At 58.5% G+C, this 23,855-nt stretch carries 20 protein-coding genes and 1 tRNA gene; 9 read left to right on the top strand and 12 right to left on the bottom strand.

Features of this window, described 5'->3' with window-relative positions; translation table 11 throughout:
- Positions 1–439: 439 nt before the first annotated feature.
- Positions 440–1,057, bottom strand: coding sequence for a hypothetical protein (locus NA78x_RS13580; protein ID WP_425618990.1), 618 nt, complete (start codon positions 1,055–1,057; stop codon positions 440–442).
- A 396-nt stretch (positions 1,058–1,453) separates the two neighbouring features.
- A tRNA-Asn gene (locus tag NA78x_RS13575) sits at positions 1,454–1,526 on the bottom strand.
- Between the two features lie 212 nt (positions 1,527–1,738).
- Between NA78x_RS13575 and NA78x_RS13570 the strand changes: the two genes are divergently transcribed.
- From NA78x_RS13570 to NA78x_RS13560, 3 genes are all read left to right on the top strand, one after another.
- Positions 1,739–3,163 (top strand): class II fumarate hydratase, encoded by a 1,425-nt coding sequence (locus NA78x_RS13570; protein WP_425618989.1) that lies wholly within the window; start codon positions 1,739–1,741, stop codon positions 3,161–3,163.
- Positions 3,164–3,340: 177 nt separating this feature from the next.
- Positions 3,341–4,600 (top strand): tetratricopeptide repeat protein, encoded by a 1,260-nt coding sequence (locus NA78x_RS13565; RefSeq protein ID WP_425618988.1) that lies wholly within the window; start codon positions 3,341–3,343, stop codon positions 4,598–4,600.
- Positions 4,601–4,622: 22 nt separating this feature from the next.
- On the top strand, positions 4,623–5,777 hold the full coding sequence (locus NA78x_RS13560) for an aminotransferase class V-fold PLP-dependent enzyme (protein ID WP_425618987.1): 1,155 nt from the start codon (positions 4,623–4,625) through the stop codon (positions 5,775–5,777).
- Between the two features lie 350 nt (positions 5,778–6,127).
- Here the strand turns inward: NA78x_RS13560 and NA78x_RS13555 are convergent, their stop codons facing one another.
- Positions 6,128–7,546 (bottom strand): hypothetical protein, encoded by a 1,419-nt coding sequence (locus tag NA78x_RS13555; RefSeq protein WP_425618986.1) that lies wholly within the window; start codon positions 7,544–7,546, stop codon positions 6,128–6,130.
- A 448-nt stretch (positions 7,547–7,994) separates the two neighbouring features.
- On the bottom strand, positions 7,995–8,288 hold the full coding sequence (locus NA78x_RS13550) for a hypothetical protein (protein WP_425618985.1): 294 nt from the start codon (positions 8,286–8,288) through the stop codon (positions 7,995–7,997).
- Here NA78x_RS13550 and NA78x_RS13545 point away from each other — a divergent pair.
- From NA78x_RS13545 to NA78x_RS13535, 3 genes are all read left to right on the top strand, one after another.
- Complete coding sequence (locus tag NA78x_RS13545) at positions 8,287–9,048, top strand: LssY C-terminal domain-containing protein (RefSeq protein ID WP_425618984.1); 762 nt, start codon at positions 8,287–8,289, stop codon at positions 9,046–9,048. The two genes, NA78x_RS13550 and NA78x_RS13545, sit on opposite strands and share 2 nt — an antisense overlap.
- A 113-nt stretch (positions 9,049–9,161) precedes the next feature.
- Entirely contained in the window at positions 9,162–10,361 is a 1,200-nt protein-coding gene (locus NA78x_RS13540; RefSeq protein WP_425618983.1) for an efflux RND transporter periplasmic adaptor subunit, read from the top strand.
- Between the two features lie 59 nt (positions 10,362–10,420).
- Positions 10,421–13,885: an efflux RND transporter permease subunit gene (locus NA78x_RS13535; RefSeq protein WP_425618982.1), complete on the top strand. Its 3,465-nt coding sequence runs from the start codon at positions 10,421–10,423 to the stop codon at positions 13,883–13,885.
- 231 nt (positions 13,886–14,116) lie between these two features.
- Here NA78x_RS13535 and folD read toward each other — a convergent pair whose 3' ends face one another.
- Positions 14,117–14,995: a bifunctional methylenetetrahydrofolate dehydrogenase/methenyltetrahydrofolate cyclohydrolase FolD gene (gene folD, locus NA78x_RS13530; protein ID WP_425618981.1), complete on the bottom strand. Its 879-nt coding sequence runs from the start codon at positions 14,993–14,995 to the stop codon at positions 14,117–14,119.
- A 353-nt stretch (positions 14,996–15,348) separates the two neighbouring features.
- Between folD and NA78x_RS13525 the strand changes: the two genes are divergently transcribed.
- Entirely contained in the window at positions 15,349–16,329 is a 981-nt protein-coding gene (locus NA78x_RS13525; protein ID WP_425618980.1) for a hypothetical protein, read from the top strand.
- Between the two features lie 172 nt (positions 16,330–16,501).
- Positions 16,502–17,695: an acyltransferase family protein gene (locus NA78x_RS13520; protein WP_425618979.1), complete on the top strand. Its 1,194-nt coding sequence runs from the start codon at positions 16,502–16,504 to the stop codon at positions 17,693–17,695.
- On the opposite strand, the gene NA78x_RS13515 is transcribed toward NA78x_RS13520, so the two are convergent.
- The 3 genes from NA78x_RS13515 to NA78x_RS13505 form a co-directional block, all read right to left on the bottom strand.
- Positions 17,666–18,544 carry an ABC transporter permease gene (locus NA78x_RS13515; RefSeq protein ID WP_425618978.1) on the bottom strand — a complete coding sequence of 293 codons (879 nt, stop codon included), beginning with the start codon at positions 18,542–18,544 and terminating at the stop codon, positions 17,666–17,668. The two genes, NA78x_RS13520 and NA78x_RS13515, sit on opposite strands and share 30 nt — an antisense overlap.
- A gap of 2 nt (positions 18,545–18,546) precedes the next feature.
- Positions 18,547–19,335 carry an ABC transporter permease gene (locus tag NA78x_RS13510; RefSeq protein WP_425619448.1) on the bottom strand — a complete coding sequence of 263 codons (789 nt, stop codon included), beginning with the start codon at positions 19,333–19,335 and terminating at the stop codon, positions 18,547–18,549.
- Between the two features lie 94 nt (positions 19,336–19,429).
- Positions 19,430–20,128, bottom strand: a complete 699-nt coding sequence (locus tag NA78x_RS13505) for a hypothetical protein (RefSeq protein ID WP_425618977.1) — start codon at positions 20,126–20,128, stop codon at positions 19,430–19,432.
- 94 nt (positions 20,129–20,222) lie between these two features.
- Between NA78x_RS13505 and NA78x_RS13500 the strand changes: the two genes are divergently transcribed.
- Positions 20,223–20,543, top strand: a complete 321-nt coding sequence (locus tag NA78x_RS13500) for a DUF971 domain-containing protein (protein WP_425618976.1) — start codon at positions 20,223–20,225, stop codon at positions 20,541–20,543.
- Between the two features lie 30 nt (positions 20,544–20,573).
- Here the strand turns inward: NA78x_RS13500 and NA78x_RS13495 are convergent, their stop codons facing one another.
- Genes NA78x_RS13495 through NA78x_RS13480 form a run of 4 tightly spaced genes read right to left on the bottom strand, consistent with a single transcriptional unit; the run spans position 20,574 to position 23,723 of the window.
- A complete protein-coding gene (locus NA78x_RS13495; protein WP_425618975.1) occupies positions 20,574–21,779 on the bottom strand; it encodes a beta-ketoacyl-[acyl-carrier-protein] synthase family protein in 1,206 nt (401 codons plus the stop codon).
- Positions 21,780–21,797: 18 nt separating this feature from the next.
- Positions 21,798–22,631, bottom strand: a complete 834-nt coding sequence (locus NA78x_RS13490) for a hypothetical protein (protein ID WP_425618974.1) — start codon at positions 22,629–22,631, stop codon at positions 21,798–21,800.
- A 54-nt stretch (positions 22,632–22,685) separates the two neighbouring features.
- Entirely contained in the window at positions 22,686–22,952 is a 267-nt protein-coding gene (locus tag NA78x_RS13485) for an acyl carrier protein (protein ID WP_425618973.1), read from the bottom strand.
- Positions 22,953–22,991: 39 nt separating this feature from the next.
- Positions 22,992–23,723 (bottom strand): lysophospholipid acyltransferase family protein, encoded by a 732-nt coding sequence (locus NA78x_RS13480; RefSeq protein WP_425618972.1) that lies wholly within the window; start codon positions 23,721–23,723, stop codon positions 22,992–22,994.
- Positions 23,724–23,855 lie beyond the last annotated feature (132 nt).

The following is a 23,855-nucleotide window of genomic DNA, read 5'->3' as shown; positions in this document are numbered from 1 at the left end:
ACGAGGCGGACAGATGACCAATCATTTCCTTGAACTCCGCTTCAGACATGATAGTTTTCATGTCATTGACCAAACGAGTTTCCAGTGCGACGGCTGCGATTCCCGGCCCCTCCAAGTGCTCAATTGATGGCCAGTTCCAGTCTGTGCATTTGCGTGGCGGTGCAAGCGATAATTCGAGTCGTGAGTAGTGAGCAACGCCGCCGCAACGCTCAATTGAAGCCGAGATGGCCGACCGCCACTGTGCCGGAGTCGGTAAGTCAGCCGGCGACGCTCCACGCTGCTGAGCCCACTTGCTAGCTCTTCAGAGACAACTGTTTACTTTACCCTCAACCCACTTTTTCCATGTAGTGCGACCGTCGCAGATTCCGTCCACGCGGGAAGGCTCTCCTCAGCTTTCGACATCGCGCCACCGTTCCCAAATAAACTAGCGTCAAGTTTTTCACCGAGAATTGGCGAACTTGTCGTACAAGAAACTAGCCACGGCGTCCGGCCACATAAACCGAAGTGTCCCCGGTTCGATATCTTGAACGGCCGCAGCCTCGGAGGCCAAGCGACCAACCATTAGGATGTTCGGCTCAATCGCGAGGTAGATGTCGCGCCAAATCTGATATTCCATCTCCGAGTTCCTTTCACCGTCCTTGTAAAGCTTAAACTCCTGGTTGGCCTTGCTTCGTTTGCCACCGTGTTTGATGAGCAGATGTGACCAAATCGTGCGGACATTGCCGACCCAGTGGACATTTGGCCTTAGCATCATCGCAATTTCGGAACCGACGCTGATTTTGAGGTACGGAAGTCGGTGTCGGTTTATCAGGTCTGGCAGATGGTGGGTGCTAGGGCACGCCTGAATATCCGTCGCTAGGTCGAAAACTTCCTGATGCGTGTTCTCGTTCAGGATGCGGGGCCCAAGCCCATGTTCTGCCGCACTATAGTTGCCCGCAGGGTCAGTGATCCCCAAGGCAAGGTTGACGTACTCCTCGATACGGCCGGTTTCGAACAACTGCCAGAGAGTGGCATGCGTACGCTCCCGAGTAAGGTAGTGTTCGCGGACGTTTGGCATGTCCAATTCCGCTATGATTGTCGCCACTTCACGCCCTTTTTCTACATTACTCCTTCAGTACAACATGGACGATCCTAGCCGCGGCAGCCGCTCCGGTCAAAGTTACCCGAAGGCCGAAAGCGAGCGTTCGCGACCGGTTGCGGTCGGGGTGCGAACGCAATCAGGTTGTTAACCCGTTTGACCCCGCGGGAAGAGAGCGCAGAGAGTTCTCGGAAAGGTAGCGGCGGGATAGTGGTCGAAGTAGAATTGGAGGACCAATTCTACGACTGTCAGAGAGTCGTGCCGTCGTCGTAACCCGTTGCGGTTTCTCTAGTAAACGCAAGCGGCCAGAGGGACTCTCTGGCCGGCAAACTGCGTTAACCGCAGGGTATCCCGTTTCCGGGTAAAAAAGAAAAGCTCCCCCCGCAGGACTCGAACCTGCGACCCGGCGGTTAACAGCCGCCTGCTCTACCAACTGAGCTAGAGGGGATCAGAGACTCATTAAATTAGCTTGAAGTTCAGGTTTCGACAAGTGAACTACGGACCATTTTTGGCCGACTCGTTTTTTCGCCTTCCAGCCCGGTCCGGTCGTAGCGAACGTGCCGGAAAGCCGCTGCCGCCGTGGCAGCCAGAATCGTTCCCCGCTACGATTATCGTTCCCTCTTTCACCCTTTCCGCAGCTTTCGTGCAGGTCTTTTTGCAATGACTCAGTTCCGTGTTGAACGCGATTCGATGGGCGAGGTCCAGGTTCCCGCGCAGGCCTATTACAGCGCCCAGACACAGCGGGCCGTCGAGAATTTCCCTGTCTCCGGCTGGCCATTGCCACCCGCGTTGGTCCACGCGCTCGGTCTGGTCAAGTTCGCCTGTGCCGTCGCCAATCGCGATCTGGGTAAGCTGACGCAATCGGGCAAGAACCGGCTCAACGACCAACAAGTCACGGCTCTGCTCGATGCCTGCAAGGAAGTCGCTGCCGGCAAGTTCGACCAGGAATTTCCCGTCGACGTGTTCCAAACCGGCTCGGGTACTTCGAGCAACATGAACACCAACGAAGTGATCGCCAACCGCGCGATCGAGATCCTCGGCGGCGACCGCTTCCAAAAAGAGAAGCCCGTCCATCCCAACGATCACGTCAACATGGGCCAAAGCACGAACGACATCTTCCCCACCGCCATTCACGTGGCCGTGGCGATGCGCATTCGCGACGACTTGATTCCCGCTCTGCAAAAACTGTACGACGTGCTGAAGCAAAAGGCCGGCGAGTGGGACCAGATCATCAAGATCGGTCGCACGCACCTGGCCGATGCCACGCCACTTCGCCTGGGGCAGGAAATCGGCGGTTTTGCTCGGCAGATTGAGCTTTCGATCGACCGAGCCAAACGCGCCAGCGACGCCGTGCTGGAGTTGCCCGCTGGTGGCACCGCAGTCGGCACCGGCATCAACACGCACCCCGAGTTTGGTCGCCGCGTGGCCGCTGCGCTCGCCAGCGAAACGGGCATCGAGTTCATCGAAGCCGTCGATCACTTCGAAGGGAACGCCCAGCGCGATGGCTTGGTCGAATGCCACGGCCAGCTGCGTACCATCGCCAACACGCTCTTCAATGTCAGCAATAACATTCGCTGGCTGGGCTCCGGTCCTCGCTGCGGCTTCTACGAAATCAAACTCCCCGATCGTCAACCTGGCAGCTCCATCATGCCGGGCAAGGTCAACCCGGTGATGTGCGAAAGCATGATGCAAGTCGCCGCCCGCGTCATGGGCAACGACCAAACCGTCGCCTTCAGCGGTGCCACAGGCGGCCAGTTCCAGCTGAATATCATGATGCCGGTCATGGGACACGCCACGCTCGAAAGCATTCACTTGCTCGCCGGTGCCACGCGCGCCTTCGTCGATTTCTGTGCCATCGAAATGGAAGCCAATCCAGAAGCTTGCGAAGCATCCGTCGAAAAGAGCCTCTCGATGGTCACGAGCTTGAATCCGCACATCGGCTACGAGAAAGCCGCGTCGCTCGCCAAGCAGGCCTTCAAGTCGGGCAAGACAATTCGCGAACTGTGCCGGGAAGAAGGCATTCTGCCCGAACATACGCTCAAAGAAGCTCTCGACCCGATGAGCATGACCGAGCCGCAAGCCTAATTCGCCTGCTAGCTGACGAGAATTATCGAAAAAATCTGGGCAAGAGCCATTTTTCGCCCAGATTGGGTTTGCGGCTTTCCCCGCTGGCACCGACAATCCCGCGCTGGCACCCACAGGACGGGGGCCTGCCAATAGACGTCGCATCGAACGCGCTATTCGTCCACGGAGGGATCTGTGATGTTTTGCGTAAGCAGCTTCACTCAACTTGATCGACAACTTCGCAACCTGCGAACGCGCACGCTTGTGTGCGCATTCACAGGGACTATCTACTTCGGCGCGCTCGCAACTTCCTCGGTCTTTGCCCAAGCAAACGCGCTGCGCCCGATTACTCCCCGCAACGCGCCAACGCCTGCTGCGCCCGCCGCTGCCGATCCCATGGCTGAGCGGCCCGAAGCAACCGCGCCGACGGCCCGCACCATCGCCCTGCAAATGGCCGATGCCTACGCGCTCTCGAAAACGGCCAAGACCGTCGACGAATACAGCAGCATCATCGAGACCTGCGAACGCGTCCTGGCCGAAACGAATAAAGTCGAGACGATCAAATACGCGCACGGCCTGGCCGGTTGGAGCTACAACCGCCGCGGCGAAGCCTTCGTCGAGCAAGCGAACAAACTGGCCGAGAAAGGTGCCGAGCGCGAAGCAAACGAACTCGACGCGCTGGCTCTCGACGATTTTCATCAGGCGATTGCCCACGACAAAACCAAGTGGAAGGCCTATCACAATCGCGGCGTCAGCCTGGGGCTGCATGGCAAAGCCGAAGCAGCCCTCGCCGACTTTAACGAAGCCCTGCGAATCAATCCCGGTCACATCAATGGTTGGTACAACCGCGGCGAGATCCACGCGCAGCTGGGGCAGCACGGCGATGCCGTCGAAGATTTCACCAGCGCTCTTAAGTTGAAGCCAGACGATCATGGTTCCCTCATCGGCCGCGCGGCGGCTCGCCGGCAACTCGGCAAGTTAAACGAAGCCATGCGCGACATCTCGACGGCGCTGCAGTACCAGCCCAACTATGCTCCCGCTTATTGCGAACGGGCTGAAATCGAAATGCTGCTCGGCCAATGGCAAGCAGCCGCCGAAGACTATCGCAATGCCGCCAAAGCCGATAACACCTTGGGTCGCGCGTTCCGCGGCGTCGCCTGGCTAATGGCAACCTGCCCCGAGTTGAAGTTCCGCAATGCTCAACTGGCTCTCGAAGCGGCCGAGAAGGCGATCGCCCTCGATGGCGATCGCGATTACCGCACGCTCGATGTGGTGGCAGCGGCGCAAGCCAATCTCGGGCAGTTCGAGGCGGCTCAAGCGAACGTGCAAAAGGCCATTGAGGTCGCCCCGCAAGAGGCGCTCCCTTCGTTACAATCGCGGCTGCGTTTGTATGCGAGCGGCAAGCCTTATCGCGAACCCATCCGCCAGGCTGCTGCTCCCGGAAACTTGCCGCGCTAGTGCGCGAAGACAGAGCAGCACGATGACCCGTCAGCCGACGAATTGGCAACATCTTTGGCGATTGCGCAGCGACACCACCTACCTGAATCATGGCTCGTTCGGCCCGCCGCCCCTCGTCGTGCAGCAAGCGCGACAAGAGTGGCAACGCCAGCTCGATGAACAGCCGATGGATTTCTTTGTCCGGCAATTGGAACCCGCCTGGTTCGCCGCGCGCGATCGCCTGGCCCAGTTTGTCGGCACCACGGGCAACAACCTGATCTTTGTTGAGAATGCCACCGCTGGCATGAACGTGGTTGCCGATTCGTTTCCGCTGCAAGCCGGCGACGAAGTGCTGCTGACCAATCACGAGTACGGTGCGGTCGAGCGAATCTGGCAACGAGCCTGCACCAAAGCCTCGGCAACCATGAGCATCGTCGCCTTGCCCCTTCCCTTCACCTCTGCTGAAGAAACAGTCGACACGATTCTCGCGGCCACTTCGTCCAAGACCAAGCTGATCGTCATCAGCCACATTACTTCCGCAACCGCTGTCACGTTGCCCGTGAAGCAACTGTGCGCAGCTGCTCGCGAGCGGGGCATTGCTGTTTGCATCGATGGTCCCCACGCGCTGGTGCAGGAAGACGTCGCCCTCGATGCCCTGGGCTGCGACTTTTACACTGCCAGTTGTCACAAGTGGCTGTGTGCTCCCTTCGGCAGCGGCCTGTTGTACGTCGCGCCTCATCAGCAACAGAACATTCGCCCGCCCGTTCTCAGCTGGGGACGCTTGCCGCCTACTCCTCCGGATCGCTGGTCGGACGAATTCGTCTGGAGCGGCACGCGCGACTACTCGGAATACCTGACCATTCCCACGGCCATCGAATTCATCGAGCAGATTGGCCTGACAACCTTTCGCGATCATGCCCACACCCTTGCTCGCTACGCCCGCGAGCAACTCGTCGCCCTCACCGGCCAGCAGCCGATCATTCCCGACGACCCCGCCTGGTACTGCTCGATGGCTCACGTTCCGATTACTCCCGGCACTCGTCAGCCCCTGATGGAACAACTCTTTCAGCAGTTCCACATCGAAGTCCCCATCGTCGAATGGAACGGCAATCGCTACGTCCGCGTCTCCTGCCATCTCTACAACCACCGCGACCAAATCGACGAACTCGTCCGCGCCCTCAAGGTTCTGCTGTACTAGGGGCCAGGATTCGGGAGCCGGAGGTCGGAAATCGGGAGTCGGAGGTCGGAAATCGGGAGTCGGAAATCGGAGGTCGGAGGTCAGCGCAGCGTCTTTCCTACTTCCCGCCCCCGGGGCCCTTCCTCCCTTCCGCCCCCGCCCCTGCGGCGGGGGTTTATTGGCTTTTGCACTACGCCCGGCAACATCGCCCGACCCGCTCGCAAACTCTCCCCGCCCCTTCTCCCTTCCGCCCCCGGGCCTGCCCCGGGGTTTATTGGCTTTTGCACTACCGCGTGGCAACATCGCTCCGCCCGCTCGCGAACTCTCCCTGCCTTCCACTCCGCATTCCGCACTCCCCACTCCGAACTTCCTCAAAAGCTCTCTTCCACGGTCTGCACAGGAAACTTACTCGGCGGCGGCTCGATCCAATTCGTCGGCACCAGCCGGCGAAAACCCTCTGCCTCTTGCACTAACCTGCCCCGGGCATCCACGCTGAACGCCGAGCCCGGCTTCGGCGTAAACTTCTCCGGTGCCGATGGATGCCGCTCCGTCGTAAACGCTGGCGCCGTCGACCGCAGGAACTCGATCGTAGGGCAGGAAGAAGAGTGGGAGTGTGGAAGAGCGGGAGAGGGCGAGATTTTGGAGTCTAGTTGAGGCTGCTCTCGACCTTCTCCCTTCCGCCCCCGGGCCTGCCCCGGGGGTTCAACGGCTTTTGCACTACCGACCGGCAACATCGCGTTGCCAACTCGCTCGATCTTTGCCTCCGTTTTGATAACTTTTTCGTCGATAATTTCAGCGATAACCACGTCGTCGATATCCTCTACTGTATCAACGACTTCGAACGATTTCATAGCCGTTATTTCCGGCATTATTCCGCCTTCGGTGATAACCGTTTGATAACCACTTTCGGACGTGCTGAAGCCATCTTCCTGCCCTCGCGTTTCTTCCTTCCGCCCCCGGGCCTGCCCCGGGGGTTCAACGGCTTTTGCACTACCGCCCGGCAACATCACGCTACCCGCTCGCAAGCTCTCCTCTGAACCCAGACCACTTTCCCAGCGGTCGCCCCTCACTTCGACTCTCTCCCCTGAGTACCAAGGTGAGGGAGCCAATGCAGCAGCAGCAACTGCGTCGACGCGCATTCCTGCCTCATTCTGCATTCTGCGTTCTTCCTTCTGCCTTTCCTTCTCCCTTTCCTTCGCCTCCCACTTCTCCACCTCCGGCAGCGCCGCATCGATCCACTTCCGCTGCTCGGCCATCCGCTCGTCGTAGGTCATCTCAGGCTCTTCGGGCAGCCGATTCTTCGTCTCGAAGTCGACGGTCCCATCGAGTTTGATCCCTTCAAACTTCAGCATCTTTTCGCTCATGCGAATTGCATCGTTGAGAAAGCGCGGATTGCCATCGCGAGTCTTCGACGACGTTTCTACCATCAATTCGCCCTTGAACTTGCGTTTTTTCGCATTGAATTGCGGCTCTTGCGACGCCCGCCACTTTTCGCACATCTGCGAGTAACCCATGTCCAGCCGCCGCTTGTGCTGCCGCGTCAGCATGTGCAAGCGCTGAATCCGCCCCTGCTCGCTCTTGTGCTCCGTCTCGCGATTTGTCGTCAGTTCCGGCTCACCTTCCCAGCGCTGCAGCTTGTGAAAAATCTTGCTCACCGCAGGCTGCGAGATGCCAAACTCCGCCGCCACCATCCGCTGCGAGACCCCATGCGTCGAGCATCGCTCGTAGATCTCCAGATCCCTCGGCTTCGGCGCGCGGAAGATGCTTTGTGTTTTCTTTTTCTTGCTCATGTTTCGAACTCCGGAGCGTGAAGATGGGGAGAGTGGCAATGAGAGAGAGTGTGGAAGACAAATGCCTGCACGCGCATTCGCTTATCCCTGGTTAACCGAGCCGCTTGCGGCCATTCCCCGCCTTCCCTACTCCCTCTCCTCGGTACTCCGGGGAGAGGGTCGGGGTGAGGGGCTGAACTGCCGCGCCACTAGCGCCCCAACTTTCATTCAACATCCGCCAGCGACTCGGTTAACCAAGAACACCTACCTTCTCAACCACTCGTTACAACTCCATTACCATCCAATTGCGCACTACATCGTTCGCACATTCTCACCAATATCTACCAGTGGTGATGTATTCGCAAGTACTTTTTTAAGAAATTGTCCGGCGCACGCCAGGGCAAGAGATACGCTGATGTTTCGGCTCAGAAGGCGGGAGGTTTGTTGTCCTTCAGTCGCGGCTGCACACCTAGTCTTGCTTGGGCTGGCTCCGTTTAGTCAGCGGCACTTCAATGGTTCGGACCTCTTTGGTGCGCAGGCGAGGCACAAGCAATGCCAACGGCGGCACAAATAGGTTGTCGGCGGCACTTCGCTCGCCGGTGGTCGCGGCACAATGTGGGGAATGTTTCTTGCTGCGCTCATCTTGGCGGTCATCGCTAATGGCATGAATCTGGTCGGTCTGGAGAGTAAGCGGCAGCAAATTGTGCTGGGACTCGTTATCTTGAGTGCAGTACTTCTCGACCGCATGAAGCGACCATCCCATGAATGAAGATCGTGAAGCTATCCACGATGAAGCCTCGCCAGCCAACGCTCGTTTTCGCGGGTGGCACCGGCCCGTCATCGTCTTCTGCTCGATTGTGGGCGCCTATGTGCTTCTGGCGTATGTGTTGCTACCGCTGCTGTGGGTCAGGTATGCCCATCATCATCCGGCGCTCGATGAGACTCCCGGCATCACCAAGACGGGCGACGACCATCCGGGCGATCCGATCAACGTGGCACTGATTGGCAGCGAAGAGGAAGTGAAGTCGATCCTGAAGGCTGCCGGCTGGTTTCCCGCCGATGCGCTCGGGCTGAAGAGCGATCTGAAGATCGCGGCCGCTACCGTTCTCAAACGCCCTTATGCCGACGCGCCCGTCTCGAACTTGTTTCTCTTCGGACGCAAAGAAGACCTGGCTTTTGAGCAACCCGTCGGCGACAGTCCGCAGCATCGGCATCACGTCCGCTTTTGGAAGTCGGCGAAACTCGACGAGCAGAAGCGGCCACTCTGGGTCGGCTCGGCAACCTATGACCGCAGCGTGGGTGTCAGCCATACGACGGGGCAGATTACCCATCACATCGCCTCGGATGTCGATGCCGAACGAGATCACCTGTTCTCTTGTCTGGAGGAAACGGGTCGACTGGCCAACGTACAAACCATTCCTGATTTTCATAGTGTCCGCAGCGGTCGCAACGGAGGTGGAGATTTATGGAAGACCGATGGGGGTCTCCTGCAGGGGACGATCGAAAACGTCGCCTTTCCGTAGCTTGCTCCTATTCGTTTTCTATCGCTCTGCTACAACTAACCATTGAGCCTCGGCCTGTCGTGACAACAGGCCAACGCTCCGTTTGATCTTCGTCCTGTCAGCGAGGCTCTGTCATGCTTGCTTTTCGATACGCGGTTGTTTGCACGATCTCGGTCGCTGCCCTGCCATTGCTCATTACCGGCTGCAAACCGGCGGTAGCCACCGGTGGCCCGGGCGCCTTGCCCAAGGTGACGGTCGCACATCCCGAGTCTCGTACCATTCAAGACGAAGACGATTATGGCGGCTGGTTGCGAGCGGCCGAGACCACCGAAATTCGCTCCCGAGTACGCGGACACATCTTGGATGTCAAATTCCAGGATGGCGACTACGTGAAGACCGGTCAGGTGCTGTTCGAGCTCGACCCCCGTCCATTCCAGGCGCAGATCGAAGCTACTGAGTCTTCGGCAGATGCCTTGAAGGCTCAGCACAAAGCGGCCGAGAAGGAACTTGTTCGTTACGTCGAACTGGTCAAAAAGAACGCAGTCAGCGTGCAAGATCTCGAGAAAGCCGAGGCGGATACCGCGGCACTAGCGGCTCGCATCATTGCTACGCAACAGCAGGCGAATATCGCCCGGCTGGACCTTGAGTATTCGTCGATTCTCGCCCCGATTAGCGGTCGCATCAGTCGAGCCATGCTCACCAAGGGCAACCTGGTCAACGCGGGTGGAACCGACCCCGTGCTGACGACCATCGTGAGTATCGACCCCATCTACGCCTACTTCACCATCAACGAGCGAAGTCTGCAGCGTTATCTGGCGGAAAGGCGTGTAGAAGATGGAGACAAGCCGCCGCCCTCACTTCGCGAGCGACATATTCCATTTCGGTTTGCGCTCGACTCGGACGATGGCTTTCCCAACACGGGCGAACTCGACTACGCCGATAATCAGGTCGACTCAGCCACGGGCAGCATCGAGATTCGCGGCACCGTGAAGAACCCCAACGGTAAGTTTGTGCCGGGTTCGCGGATTCAGGTTCGTGTGCCGAATGGTCGGCCCTACGAAGCGATTGTCATTCCCGATACGGCCATCCTTTCCGACCAAGATCGCCGCTACGTGCTAGTGCTCGGCAAAGACAACATGGTCCTCCGCCGTGACATCATTCCCGGTCGTTTGCTCGACGATGGCTCACGGATCGTTCGCCCGGCAACCGGTGGTGCTGAAGCACTGACCAAAGACGATCAGATCATCACGCTCGGTCTGCAAAGAGCGCGGATCAATTATCCCGTCGATCCGTACCTTGCCGATGGCAAGCCTGCGGGCAAAGCCAGTTCCTAAGCACCCGTCGTCGAACTCGATCCTGCACCTGCTGACGCTTCGCTTTCAAAGGCTCCTGCATGTTTGCCCGCTTCTTTGTCGATCGGCCGGTGCTGGCCACCGTGATGTCGATTGTGATCGTCATCGTGGGCTTGGTGGCCCTCTTGCGACTGCCGATCGCGCAGTACCCAGACGTCACCCCGCCGACGGTTCAGGTCACGGCCAACTATCCCGGGGCAAACGCCGAGACAGTGGCCAACACGGTGGCGATGCCCATCGAGCAAGAGGTCAACGGCGTCGAAGGCATGATCTACATGGCCTCACGCTGCACTAACGACGGCCAGATGCTGCTCGACGTCACCTTCAAGCTGGGGACCAACCTCGATACGGCCCAAGTGCTGGTTCAGAACCGGGTCGCCATCGCCCAGGCCAAGTTGCCCGAAGAAGTGAAACGCACCGGCGTCACCACCAAAAAGAAGTCTCCCAGCATTCTACTCGCCGTCAACCTCGTATCGAAGAAGCGCGACGACGGCAGTTTCTATTACGACCAGCTTTATCTCAGCAACTACGCCTCGTTGAACATCAAGGATGCCCTCGCGCGGATCAATGGCGTGGGCGATGTGACTTTTCTGGGACCTCGCGATTACAGCATGCGTGTCTGGCTTGATCCGCGCAAACTCGCCGCGCTCGAGATGACGGCCAGCGACGTGGTCGCCGCGATTCGCGAACAAAATGTGCAAGTCGCCGCCGGTCGCCTTGGCCAGCCACCACTGCCCGCCGGCGCTGAGGTGCCGTTTCAACTCGTCCTTAACACCCAGGGGCGATTGACCTCCGAAGAGCAATTTGGCGACATCATCGTCAAACGTGGTGACAAAGGGCAGAACGTCCATTTGCACGATGTCGTCCGCGACAGCCGGCCACGTTCCGACGGAACGGAACAAGAAAAAGGTGTCGAACTCGGTGCCAAGAACTACGACGTCAATAGTTACCTTGACGGCGACCCTTCCGTCACACTCGCCCTGTTTCAATTGCCCGGTTCGAACGCGCTGCAAGTGGCCGACGAGATTCGCCAGCGGATGCGCGAGTTGAAGAAGGACTTTCCCGAAGGACTGGCCTACGAAATTGCCTACGACACTACCGTTTTCATCGATGAATCGGTGCATGAAGTTTACAAGACGCTGTTCGAGGCCTTCGTCCTGGTGTTCATCGTTGTCCTCGTCTTTTTGCAAGACTGGCGGGCCACGCTGTTGCCGATGATCGACGTGCCGGTCTCGCTGATTGGTACGTTCGCCGTGATGGCCCTGCTGGGCTTCTCTCTGAATAACCTCACGCTGTTTGGACTCGTCCTGGCAATTGGCATTGTCGTTGACGACGCGATTGTGGTGGTCGAGAACATCGAGCGCTGGATGGCCACGGGCTTACCGCCGCGCGAGGCAACGATCAAAGCCATGGACGAAATCACTGGGCCCGTGATTGCGATTACGCTCGTGCTTAGCTCGGTCTTTATCCCGACTGCGTTTCTCGCGGGCATCACCGGCGAGTTCTACCGGCAGTTTGCCCTTACCATCGCGACTGCCACGATCATCTCGGCGATCAATGCCATGACGATGGCTCCAGCTCGCGCGGTCACACTCATCAAGCCCCACGATCCGAATCATCACGGCCCTCGCGAAGTGCTGCCCCCCTTGGGGATTGCCATCCTCTTCGGACTGATCGTTTACAGCTTTGTTGGCTCCTATGTGTTGCACGCTTTTGGTCTCGCCGCCGAAGGTCACGGACACGATGCCGAGCCACTGACGATGCAGCAGAACATCCTTTCCTGGATTGTGTTCGCGCTTATAGTCGCCGTCACCGGGATTGCGGGCTGGTTTCTTGCCGCGCCGGTCAATCTTGTCCTCAGTAAGTTCCTGCGCGGCTTCAATTGGGTCTTCGACAAACTGGCCACCGGCTACGGCGCCACTGTGCGGCGCATGATCCGCTTCAGCATGGTGCTGGCAGTGATCTACGTTGGCCTGCTGGCCTGCACGATTCTCGGCTTTCGCGTGGTGCCAATGGGCTTCATCCCCGATCAAGACAAGGGCTACCTCGTGGTGAATGTGCAGCTGCCCGAAGGGGCCAGCTTGCATCGAACCGATAAGCTCGTCAGTGAATTGAGCAAAGTCGCGCTCGAAACTCCCGGTGTTCGGCACACACTGGCCGTGCCTGGTTATTCACTGCTGCTTAGCACCAATATCAGCAACGTCGGTGGCATGTTCGTGATTCTCAAGCCCTTTGAAGATCGCAAGCATGATCCGAATCTGCATGCGCTCAAAATCGCAGCCGAACTGCGCAAGCGTTTTGCCGCTTATCAGGAGGGAGCGGTTGCTGTCTTTGGTGCACCGCCGGTAGATGGCTTGGGAACAACGGGCGGCATCAAGCTGCAAGTGCAAGATCGCCGCGGCGCGGGTCTTCGTTCGTTGCAAGAATCGGTCGCGGCCTTGGCCGATGACGTCAAACAGCAACCCGGCATTGTCGGTGCCTTTACCACCTTCAGCGTCTCGCAGCCTCAGCTGTTCTTGGAAGTCGATCGAGAGAAAGCCAAGGCTCAAGGCGTTTCCATTGAAGAGATCAACAATACGCTTCAGGCCTACCTGGGCTCGATCTATGTGAATGACTTCTCGTTTCAGAACCGCAACTGGCAAGTGACCGTGCAGGCCGATCCTCGCTATCGCATTCGCGTGGAAGACATTGGGCAACTGGAAGCGCGCAATTCTGCGGGCGAGCGGGTCCCCTTGGCGACCTTGGTGAAGGTGAGAGATATCTCCGGCCCCGCGGTGGTGAACCACTACAATCTGTATCCCTCGGCGGAAATCACCGGCATCGTCGCGCCCGGCGTCAGCTCTCGCCAGGCAATTACCATTTTCGACGATGTCGCGCGCAATCAACTCTCGTCGACGATGGGCACCGAATGGACCGAACTCAGCTACCAGCAGCTTGAAGCGGAAAAGGACTTGCTCGCAAAACTCGTTTTCCCGCTCGCGGTCCTCTTCGTGTTTCTCGTCCTCGCCTCACAATATGAGAATTGGTTCTTGCCGCTCGCCATCTTGCTGATCGTGCCGATGTGCCTGCTCTCGGCGCTCGTTGGACTCTGGCTGATGCGTCTCGACAACAACATTTTCGCGCAGATTGGGTTTGTGGTGCTGATCGGCCTCGCTGCCAAGAACGCGATCCTCGTTGTGGAGTTTGCCAAGCAATTGGAAGATGCCGGCAAGAATCGACTCGATGCAATTGTCGAAGCCTCCAGCACTCGCCTTCGCCCCATTTTGATGACCTCATTCGCATTCATTCTCGGCGTGGTTCCTTTGGCGATAGCAAAAGGTGCCGGTGCCGAAATGCGAATTCCCCTCGGCGTGGCAGTGGCCTCAGGCATGCTCGGTGTAACGTTCTTTGGTCTCCTCTTCACTCCTATCTTCTACTGGTTGGTGATGAAACTCGCGGGAAAGAAGCAGGCGACACCGGCAGCCGCAATGAAAGAGCCCCCTGCGAAAGACCATGGCGCGCATTAGGCCAATTGCCGCGTAGGAAGCTCATAAGACCTGCAGAGTCCTTTAGGCGACCTTTGCAGGCGATGGTCGCGTAGTGGGTGAGTCTGCGGTAACGCGGGCTTCATTGCCGGGGGCATCCTTCTACAAGGAGGTCGCCCCATGATTGCGACAGAGTCATGGGTTCGGTTGTTTGCTCAGGGGGACGATTCGCGGTGTTCGGCAGTTGGAGCAGTGAAGTGCCATTCACTCTCTTCACGTCAGTTGCAACCTCGCCGCGGTCAGCGTATTGAGCATGAGCATCACGACGGTGAGTGGCCCCACGCCGCGCGGCACGGGCGTAATGGCGCTGGCGACTTCACGAACGGCGGCATAGTCGACGTCGCCGCACAGGCCGGTTTCTGTACGGTTGATGCCGACATCGATGACAACCGCGCCGGGCTTCACCATGTCGGCCTTGATGAACTTGGGAATGCCGATCGCGGCGACCAGAATATCAGCGGTGCGTGTCACAGCGCCCAGGTCGGTCGTGCGACTGTGGCAGAGCGTGACGGTGCCGTTGCAGCAATTCGGTCCAACGGGCGAATCTTTGGCGGCGAGCAACGTGGCAACGGGCTTGCCGACGATATCGCTGCGGCCGACCACGACGCAGTGCTTACCTGCGACCGAGATACCGCTGCGATCGAGAATCTGTAGGACCCCGTGCGGAGTGCAGGGGAGAAATCTTGGTCGCCCTTGCACCAACAGGCCGACGTTCTCGGGGTGAAAACAATCGACGTCCTTGAACGGGTGGACGGCGTCGAGGATCTTCGCGGGGCGAATCTGCGACGGCAATGGCAGCTGAACGAGAATGCCATTGATGTTGTCGTCGGCATTGAGCTTGGCGATCAGTTCGAGCAGTTCTTCTTCGCCCGTTTCGGCCGGCAGGCGAAACATCTTGCTCTCGATACCTACGCGGTCGCAGGCCAGCCGCTTGTTGCGCACGTAAACAGCGCTCGCCGGATCATCACCCACCAACACGGCGGCCAGCGTGGGGCCGGTGCCATTGTTCTGAATGAAGTCAGCGACTTCCTCGGCCAATTCGATTTCGATTTGCGAAGCGATGGCCTTGCCATCGAGAACGGTAGCCGCCACGCGCTGATTCCTTACTTGCTGGGCAAACACAATTGACCGCTTACGAGCAGCCCATTGTACGAATGGTGTTCCTCGCTCGATAGGCTTGCCCGCCGCTTCGCCGTCTGCCGCCAGACTTCTCAGTCGCACTGTTTGTTGAAAAATAGGGGGAGTTTATCAACAGCGGCTTTCGCCATTCCCGAGAGATATGGCGCTTTGCTGTTGATAAATTCGGGCATTTATCAACACCCCCCTTTTGCTGTTCGGGCTGTGTTGGCCGGGCCCGCTCGGCTAGTGCCCCACGTTCTTCGCCGCTATCGTGGTGGCAATCTCCCTTTTCCCTTGAAACCGGCCTGCGGCAGAAACTCCTCCTCGTGCGATGCCTGGCACTCTTTAGCGGTGGTCTCGATGCGCAGATAGCCGTGCGCATGATGCAGCGGCAGTCGATCGACGTGATTGGCATTTACGTGCAGACGCCTTTCACGCCACCGGCGGAAGTGGCGACCACGGCCGCAAACAGGCTGGGCATCGACCTGCAGGTAGTGGACTGGACCACCGACTACGTGAAGTTGCTGGAGCGGCCCCTGTTTGGCTTCGCCCAAGAGATGGCGCCATGTCTCGACTGTCGAATCGGCATGCTGCAGCGAGTCCAGGCCCTGATGCCAACGCTCGATGCGTCGTTTGTCATTTCGGGCGAAGTGATCGGCCAGCGGCCTAGCAGCCTGCGTTCGCGAGATTTGGAAACCATCGCCATTCACGGCGGCGTGGACGATCTGTTGCTGAGACCACTTTCCGCCCAACTATTGCCGCCGACCTTGCCCGAGCGCAACGGCTGGGTCGATCGATCGCTACTGCACGCCTGGCAAGGTCGTGGCCGACGGGAGCAGTTGCAAATCGGCAGCGAATGGCAATTGACATCGGACCGAGATAATTCTACGGGCTGCCTGCTGCTAGAACCGACTTACGCGTCTCGCTTGCGAAAGTTGCTCCAGCAAAGGCCGCAGCCAACAGCGTGGCAGTTGAAGTCGTTGAGAGTCGGGCGACACTTCGGCTTGAATACAACTGCTCATCTCGTCGTAGCGCGCAACAGCGACGAAGGCTCCGAATTGACTACTCTGTTTGACTCAGCGGAAAGTGGCCAAGCGGTCCTCTTGCAGCCGACATTTCGCGGCCCGTTGGCACTGCTGACGGGAACGATCGACGAGCACAGCTTGAGCGTTGCTGCCTCGTTGGTCGCGCAGTTTGGTAAGGAAGTGATTCCCGGTGAGTCGACCATCCGACTGCTCGGAACAACAAATGACCAGATGGTTGTACCGCCGCTTGATCACAGCCAATTGGCCACATCTTGGAAATAGGCCGCCAGCGCTTTGGTGCGGTGGTAACGCCTGCACCGATTAGCATCAGAAAATCAGCGTGCATCAGGCTTCTCCTTTGGACCGCAGTGAAATCAGACGCGGCCCCATGTCGTAAGTTTCCAAGTCTGGAAAACCTGCACGACTTCGCTCGCTTGCCAGTGAGAACTTCAACATGGGTCTTTGGCTACCAACCTTTGGCCGTTCGCTATCTACCGCTGCTGCTCCGCAGCCCATGGCCCTGCCGCGCGGGCACATTCCGGCTCTGGACGGCATTCGCGGGCTGGCGATTTTGCTGGTGACGGCCTATCGCTTTGCCGGGCCGCACGACGAAGGAACGCCGGGCTGGGTCTTGCCACTCATTGATCTAGGCAACCGCGGCGTCGATCTGTTTTTTGTGTTGTCGGGCTTTTTGATTACGGGCATCCTGTTCGATGCCAAGGGACAAGATGGTTACTTCCGCAACTTTTACGCGCGCCGCACGCTGCGGATCTTTCCGCTGTACTACACGACGCTGCTGATTGTGCTTGTCGGGCTACCGCTGATTGGCATCACGACCAGTTGGCTGCGAGTGTCGCCGACCGACGTGGATTCGCTGTGGGTTTATGGCAGCAACTGCCTGATGAGTTATCGCGGCGAATGGCAGTATGGCGCCCTCAATCACTTCTGGTCGCTTTGTGTCGAAGAGCACTTTTACCTGATCTGGCCGCTCGTGATTTTCGCCTGCTCGCGTACGACCGCGATGCGCGTTTGTATCGGTGTCTTTCTGGCTTCTGCCGGTGCCCGCATCGCCTGGTTGCTGCTCGGCGGCAACAACGTCGCCGCCGAAGTCTTCACGCTGTTTCGGCTCGATGCCTTGTGTGCCGGTGCCTTTGTGGCGCTCGTTGCGCGTGGCCCCGACGGTTTCGGTGCGCTACTGCCCTGGGCCAAGGCCACTCTGCTCGTCACCGGCCTGATGCTGCTGCCCCTCGTCTGCTTCCGCATGCGAGTTGTCACGGCACCGACGACGCTCTTTGCCTTGTTCTTCGCCGCGTTCATTCCGCTGGCGGTGGCCTCGACGAAGCAAGGCGCGCTCTCGATCCTGGGTAAATCGAAAATGCTGCTCTGGTTTGGCAAGTACAGCTACGGCATGTACGTCTACCAGAATTTGCTGCTGTTAGGCGTGCAAGGCTTCTTCACGGCGGCGATTCTGCAGCAGTGGACCGGCACCGCCCTCGGTGGCCGCCTCTACTTCATGCTGGTCATGTCGCTGCTGACCTGCGGCCTCGCCTGGATCAGCTGGCATGCCTACGAAAAGCGTTGGTTGGCTTGGAAGCACTATTTTGAAGCGAAGAAACCATCAACTGCTGGCGCTGCGGTAACCAATTAACGATCGCTGAAAGAGCCAACGCGACAGGACCAGGCTGGCGATCGTCGCAAACTGGCAATAGACGGCCAGTTGCCACGTGCTGGTCCAATCAGCGGCCACCGGCCAGGCAATGATCCGCGCGGGGACGTTCACCACCAGCAAGATCGGCAGCGCAAACGTAAACGCCCAGCGCAGCGGCGTACCCCACATGCCATCGTAGATCTCCATGGGGTAGCGCGAAAAATTGGTGATGTAAAACCAGAAGTCGTACAGCGAACGATTCTGCCCCAGCCAAATGCTCGTCGCCGCCAGGCTGATCATCACGCTGTACATGATGGCCACTCCGCAGGCAACAAAGTAGGTGTAAGCAAGCAACCAGAACCACTGGAACTGCAGCGGCGATTCGTCCAGGTGCGACAGATTCCACACACTCACGGTCAGCAAGATCACGCCCGCGAAAAAGTTCGAAAGGCCCGCCCACTCGACCTTGCGCAGCGAAATCAGAAACTGCGTATCGATCGGTTTGAGCAACGCGAAATCAAGTCCGCCGGTGCGGATTAACTCGCTCAACTCTTCGCAGTTGGGCATGAAGAACGATTGCACCAGGCTGTTGACGATCATCGTCGTTGCCAGGAACGCAAAGAACTCGTGCTGATTCCAGCCGGCGATCTGCTGCGTATAGCGAAAGATGAGCAGGTAAAAACCCAGGTTCATCGCCATCCACGTCACCGACGTGATGCACTCGATGATGAAGTTCGCGCGGAACATCATCGCCCGAATCAAGCTATTGCGGGCAAACTCAAGAAAGACTTTCGGGTACGACGGATGAACCGGACCGATCGTCGCCGGCAACGGCAATTTCGATTCCATGGTTAACCTCCGTACGAGCTATAGCGACGCACACCACGGGCCCACATGACTCGCGCCAGCACGATAAAGAAAACGATCCACCCGACTTCAATCACCAAACCCCAGACCAATTCCCAGCCCGTGATTTTCTTGAGCAGAACCGCAGCAGGAAAATAAGCCAGGTACTGCAGTGGCAGAAATCGCACGATGCTTTGCCAGGGTTCGCTGAGCATATCAATCGGGAACATGTGCCCCGAAAGAAAGAAGCTGAAAAGCATGTAGACAAACAGCATCGAACTGACTTCCAGCATCCAGAAGCCAATTAGTCCCAAGCAGGCTTCCAGAAAGTAGCCCAGCAGAAAAGCGAAGCCGAGCGACAGGACGAAGGCGGCCAAGGTTGTCAGATCGGGCCAGCCCGGAAAGTAGCTGCGACACAAGAAGAACACCAGTGCGAACGGACCTGCCGCGACGGAGTAGAAGGCTAACTTGTGCGCGATCCGACTCAGCAGCAAGAACCCGATGGGGTCGATCGGCTGGATTAGAAATTTCTTGATCTCGCCCGAGCGAATCTGCCCGGCAATCTGTGAGGACAATCCCGGCATGCTCGAAAACGCGCGGGCCACCATCGTCAGCAGGTAATAGGCCACGAACTCTTCGTAGCTGTAGCCCGCGATGGTGCCACCACTCATCGTTTTGAAGATGGCATACCACAGAAAGACCTGCGTTACGATCGGCAAGAACCGCATCAGCGTACCGAGCGCAAAATCGCCGCGATAAACCAAGCGTTCCTGCAGCGAGATTCGCAGGATCATCCACCAAGAGCCGAGCACTGCATTCACGGGAAACGGTTCTTCTCTGTCTTTCGGTTCAGCACTCGGGAATTACGTTCACTGCCACAAGCAGGCGTTACTTCTTTTCAGCAGTTGTCTTGTCGGCCTTCACGCCGCGCAGTTCGAGATTATCGTAGTCGGCCGTGTCATCGAACGTGCCGACGCCGATCTGGCCCCAGGCAAAGGTCTTGTCTTTGGCGGTCATTACAGGCTTCTCCAGATCGTCGAAATAGATCTCGATGGTGCCGTCGGCAACCTTGCGCACGATTTTCACATCGTGCCAGCGTTCTTGCCAATTGGTGCCGGGCGTGGTGGTAAGCGAAATCTTCGTCCGGGCGGCATCGTTAACGATGAAGATCTGGTTGGCATGATCGTCCCCCTGCTTACCCAGGTGCACGTAATAGAAGTGGCTCGGGTCTTGATAGCCGAAGACCAGGCAGGCATCGCGGTGCCCGTAGTCGGTGTGCGTGCTTTGCACTTTGGTCTTCAGTTCAAAATCGCCGACCGTCACATCCTTCAAAATCGCGATGTTCGTGGGGCTGCGATGCGGCGGTTTGTACTTAGACTTCTTCTCGTGCTGGCTATAGACCTGCCCTTTGTCGGTCTTTTTGATCTTCCATTGATCGGGATCCATGGGCTGCCAGTTGTCGGCACCCTTTTCGAAGTCTTCGCTGTAGACAATGGGGAGTGGCTCAGCGGCGGCAGCCAGATTCAAAGTGAGGCAACCGGCTCCGCTGAAAATTACCAGGGTGAGAGAGGAAATCCAGTGACGCATTGGCTTACTCCGCCCGAGAAACATAGATCGTGGTCGCTCGCTTATAATACCGCCAGCGACCTTGCCTGACCATTCCCGACGCCACTGAAGCGACATGACCGACGAAGCTGCAGCTACTCCTCCGTTAAGTATTCGCCGCGATCACCCAGCGGGAGTTCTGCGCATTGCCTGGCACGATGGGCTCGAAGCCGCAGTGAAGTATCCGCAAGTGCGCGTGGCTTGCAGTTGTGCGCGCTGCGTCGACGAAGTGACCGGCCAGCGACTGATTGACATCACCGATATTGACCCGCTCGTCATCGCGCAGGAACTGCAAGCCGTCGGCGCATACGCCATTCGCATTCAATGGAGCGATGGCCACAACACGGGCCTCTACACCTGGCCACTACTGCGGGCCATTAGCGAAGCAGCGGGATAGATGACCTGAACCGGAAGCGTCAGCGAAGCGCTATGCTACTTGCCGCAGCACGAGGCTCGTGTTGCTGCCGCCGAAGCCGAAGGAGTTCGAGAGAACGACGCGAACCTTGGCTTGTTGAGCGTGATGGCGGACGTGACAAAGGTCGTGTTCAGGATCGTCGAGATTGATGGTCGGTGGCAGCACCTGTTGCTGAAGGGCCGTGATGCCGGCAAGCGCTTCTATGGAGGCCGCAGCGCTGAGCAAGTGACCGGTAATACTTTTAGTCGAACTGATGGGCGTGGTCGGCAGATGCGAGCCAAAGACCCGCTGCAACGCTTTGGCTTCGGCTTCGTCACCGACCGGAGTGCCCGGTGCATGCGCATTGATGTAACTCACGTCGGCCGGTTCCACGCGGGCGTTTTTTAGCGCCGCTTGAATCGCCTGTGATGCCGGCTCGGGATCACTGCTGGGAATGATCATGTGAAAGGCGTCGCTGGCACTGCCAAAGCCGGCCACTTCGGCCAGCGGCTTCGAATCGCGGCAGCAGGCCAAATGATCGGCCTCCAGCACCATCGCCACGGCCCCTTCGCCCATAACAAAGCCATCGCGCTCGCGGTCGAACGGACGCGAGGCTCGTGCGACATCGTCGACGCGGCGCGACATGGCCCGCAAGTTATGAAACGCGGCGCGACAAATGGGTGTTACCGCTTCGACGCCCGCGGCGACACAGACGTCGACCAGACCTTGTTGAATCCAACTACGCGCCAGTGCGATCGAATAGTTGCCACTCGCGCAGGCAGCGGCAATCGTCGTGCTCGGCCCGTTCAGATGCAGCCTTTGCTGAGTCAAGCTGAGCAGGCTTTCGGTTTCGTGAGCAGCGTAAAGATCATTGCCGCTGACGTCGAGATTCATTTCCCAATGGTGCAGCCATTCGCCACCAACACCGAGCACCAGCCCGATGCGCACGTCATCTTTTGCGGGATCCCAGCCTGCATCGGCGAGCGCCGACGAGCAGCTCCACAGGGCAAACTGCTGTACTCGTGGCAGCCGGCGAAAGTCGGCATCGGTCCAACCTCGCGGTACTGGAGGCAGCGGACAGAGGCAGCCGGGCGAACGAAATTCTCCGTCTGCATTTTGATCAACAACCACTTGCGCGGCCGATTGACCCGCGAGCAGGTTGCTGCTGAAGGTGGCGAAGTCAGAGCCAAGGGACGACGCAACGCCGGTTCCCGTGATCCAAACGCGAGGTTCTGTCATGACAATGTCTCCGTTGGTTCAAGCGGCTTGCAGGCGAGCAATCACGTGAGGCACAATCTTCAACTCGACGGTGGCTCCCCAGTTGGTTTGCCAACCAATCGAGGCAGGAGCTTGGCGACTTTCGACTGCCTGCAACTCGGCCACGATTTGGGCAACCGTTAACGCGGACGACGTTGCCGCGACCGAAGCTTTGCCTCGATCCGGCAAGTGGAGTTGCAGTGCGCCAAGTTGCTTCGGCATCGGCTGAGCGGAAACAGCCAGCGCGAAGGCCTGACAAATCGGTTCGTTCAGGCAGTTACCTTCGCGATCGAATTGGGGCTCTGGATCCCAGCCCGTACACACCAGCCAGGCTGAGGTGGTCTCGCTGCCGGCGAAGAGAGTTGTAGCACTGAGCAGGGCATTGTCGAGCGCTCCAGGACCGCCACCGACGCCGACATTCGGCCCGCGACATCCCAGCAGCACACTAATCGCGCCCGACACACTGTGCAGTGAGTGTTGAGGAATGATGTGCGGCGAAACGCTGGGAGCGCCACTGCGTTGGAAGCGGCTGAACGTGTTCACGCTCGAGATGCGTCCCAAAAACTGCGGAGCGGCAATCACCGCAAAGCGACTTCGATCGCCCAAGTCATCGCCCTGACGTTCGAGCAAATGATCGAGCGCTTGCACCGCGAGAATCGTCTGCTCATCGGCATACTTGAAGAAGTGCCCTGGTGTGCCGGTCACCGCCCACGCAGGTATTTTGCGGCGCAGGCCGGTGATCTCAGCCAAGCTAAAGCGGGCGTAACCCCAGCCACCAAGATGGACGAGGCAGCGTTTGGAGGACGCGTCGCCGCGCGAGTGAGGAATCGTCATAGCACTCCTGCCGTACTTGAGATGAGATCGTGGGGCAGCACCTGCCACCAAGTGCTAGGCAGCGCGACTGTGTTGCTTGGTGGCCAGCTTGGCAGTAAGCATGTCGAGCAAGTCGCCGAGCGTATTGACGTTGGCGAAGTCTTGCGACTGAATGGCGATGCCGAGTTTTCGTTCGGCATGCAAGGCCATGCTCAGCAGATCGACCGAGTCGAGCTTGAGGCCAGTCCGCAGGTTGACGTCGTCGCTGACGTTTTCGAACGACTCCCAAGTTTCCTGTTGCATCAGATCTAGCAGTGTGGCCCGGAGTGTTGCGCGATCCATCACGTCACCTCTTGGTTAGGTTGGTTTCGAAGGCGATTCTTAGGCTGATTTTTGCAGCAGGTATTCGGTGGTTGGTTGGGCAAAGGTCGGCGGCGCAGCAGCGGACCCTTGATCGGCGATTCGCTCGGCCCACGCTTCCGCTTGATTGGTCATTTCGAGCAACTTGCTTTCCGTGAACAATCGCCAACGTTCGAGGCCTGCGCGGTCGAGATCGGGTGGAATCAGGATTGGTTCGCTCAAGACACCGCAGACCGTGCTGCCTGGCTTGGGAACCGCGAAGCGATCCCAACTGCGCAGCCGCCAAGCGTGGGAGAAGCCGATACCAAGCAGCACGATCGGCAGGCCCGTGACCGAGGCCACCCAGATCATGCCCATTTGCAATTTGCGGCGAGGTCCGCGCGGACCATCGGGCGTGATGCCCAAATGCGTCTGCGATTGGCTCTCGTTGATCAGACTTTGAATGGCCTCGCAGCCACCACGACTCGTCGATCCGCGAATGACGCCCACGCCGAGCCATTCGCAGGCCTGAGCAATTAGCTCGCCATCGGCATGCTGACTGATGAGCATCTTGATGCGGCAGGCCGTCGTCAGCGGACCGAGCAGACCTTCATGCCAGAAAGCATAGAAGTATTGTCCATGCACGGGATCGACCGGATGCTGGCGACCATCGGCGCTGGCAATGCGAACTCGTAACGTGCGCGACCAGCACCCAATGACCAAAGCCAGGCCGGCGGCGAAGACTCGAATTAAGAGAGGGCTGCGCAGCTTCATGCGATCGACAATGCTCACGGCTAGCAACGAAAATCCCAAGGCTCTGCCGCCGCAGAGTTTCCCATTTGAGATTTTCGGCCGCTCGAACTTCCGCTGGGCAATGAAAGTTTGCCGACTAGGCGGTTTTTACCG

The organism is Anatilimnocola aquadivae (assembly GCF_049819085.1).
Taxonomy (GTDB): domain Bacteria; phylum Planctomycetota; class Planctomycetia; order Pirellulales; family Pirellulaceae; genus Anatilimnocola.
The sequence above is the reverse complement of the archived record's forward strand: the minus strand, read 5'-3'. Positions and strand labels throughout refer to the sequence as shown.

Coding starts and splice junctions, on each gene's coding strand:
- NA78x_RS13580 (WP_425618990.1), bottom strand. CDS start 1,057: ATGCCAAACGTCCGCGAACACTACCTTACTCGGGAGCGTACGCATGCC.
- NA78x_RS13570 (WP_425618989.1), top strand. CDS start 1,739: ATGACTCAGTTCCGTGTTGAACGCGATTCGATGGGCGAGGTCCAGGTT.
- NA78x_RS13565 (WP_425618988.1), top strand. CDS start 3,341: ATGTTTTGCGTAAGCAGCTTCACTCAACTTGATCGACAACTTCGCAAC.
- NA78x_RS13560 (WP_425618987.1), top strand. CDS start 4,623: ATGACCCGTCAGCCGACGAATTGGCAACATCTTTGGCGATTGCGCAGC.
- NA78x_RS13555 (WP_425618986.1), bottom strand. CDS start 7,546: ATGAGCAAGAAAAAGAAAACACAAAGCATCTTCCGCGCGCCGAAGCCG.
- NA78x_RS13545 (WP_425618984.1), top strand. CDS start 8,287: ATGAATGAAGATCGTGAAGCTATCCACGATGAAGCCTCGCCAGCCAAC.
- NA78x_RS13550 (WP_425618985.1), bottom strand. CDS start 8,288: ATGGGATGGTCGCTTCATGCGGTCGAGAAGTACTGCACTCAAGATAAC.
- NA78x_RS13540 (WP_425618983.1), top strand. CDS start 9,162: ATGCTTGCTTTTCGATACGCGGTTGTTTGCACGATCTCGGTCGCTGCC.
- NA78x_RS13535 (WP_425618982.1), top strand. CDS start 10,421: ATGTTTGCCCGCTTCTTTGTCGATCGGCCGGTGCTGGCCACCGTGATG.
- NA78x_RS13520 (WP_425618979.1), top strand. CDS start 16,502: ATGGGTCTTTGGCTACCAACCTTTGGCCGTTCGCTATCTACCGCTGCT.
- NA78x_RS13515 (WP_425618978.1), bottom strand. CDS start 18,544: ATGGAATCGAAATTGCCGTTGCCGGCGACGATCGGTCCGGTTCATCCG.
- NA78x_RS13510 (WP_425619448.1), bottom strand. CDS start 19,335: ATGATCCTGCGAATCTCGCTGCAGGAACGCTTGGTTTATCGCGGCGAT.
- NA78x_RS13505 (WP_425618977.1), bottom strand. CDS start 20,128: ATGCGTCACTGGATTTCCTCTCTCACCCTGGTAATTTTCAGCGGAGCC.
- NA78x_RS13500 (WP_425618976.1), top strand. CDS start 20,223: ATGACCGACGAAGCTGCAGCTACTCCTCCGTTAAGTATTCGCCGCGAT.
- NA78x_RS13495 (WP_425618975.1), bottom strand. CDS start 21,779: ATGACAGAACCTCGCGTTTGGATCACGGGAACCGGCGTTGCGTCGTCC.
- NA78x_RS13490 (WP_425618974.1), bottom strand. CDS start 22,631: ATGACGATTCCTCACTCGCGCGGCGACGCGTCCTCCAAACGCTGCCTC.
- NA78x_RS13485 (WP_425618973.1), bottom strand. CDS start 22,952: ATGGATCGCGCAACACTCCGGGCCACACTGCTAGATCTGATGCAACAG.
- NA78x_RS13480 (WP_425618972.1), bottom strand. CDS start 23,723: ATGAAGCTGCGCAGCCCTCTCTTAATTCGAGTCTTCGCCGCCGGCCTG.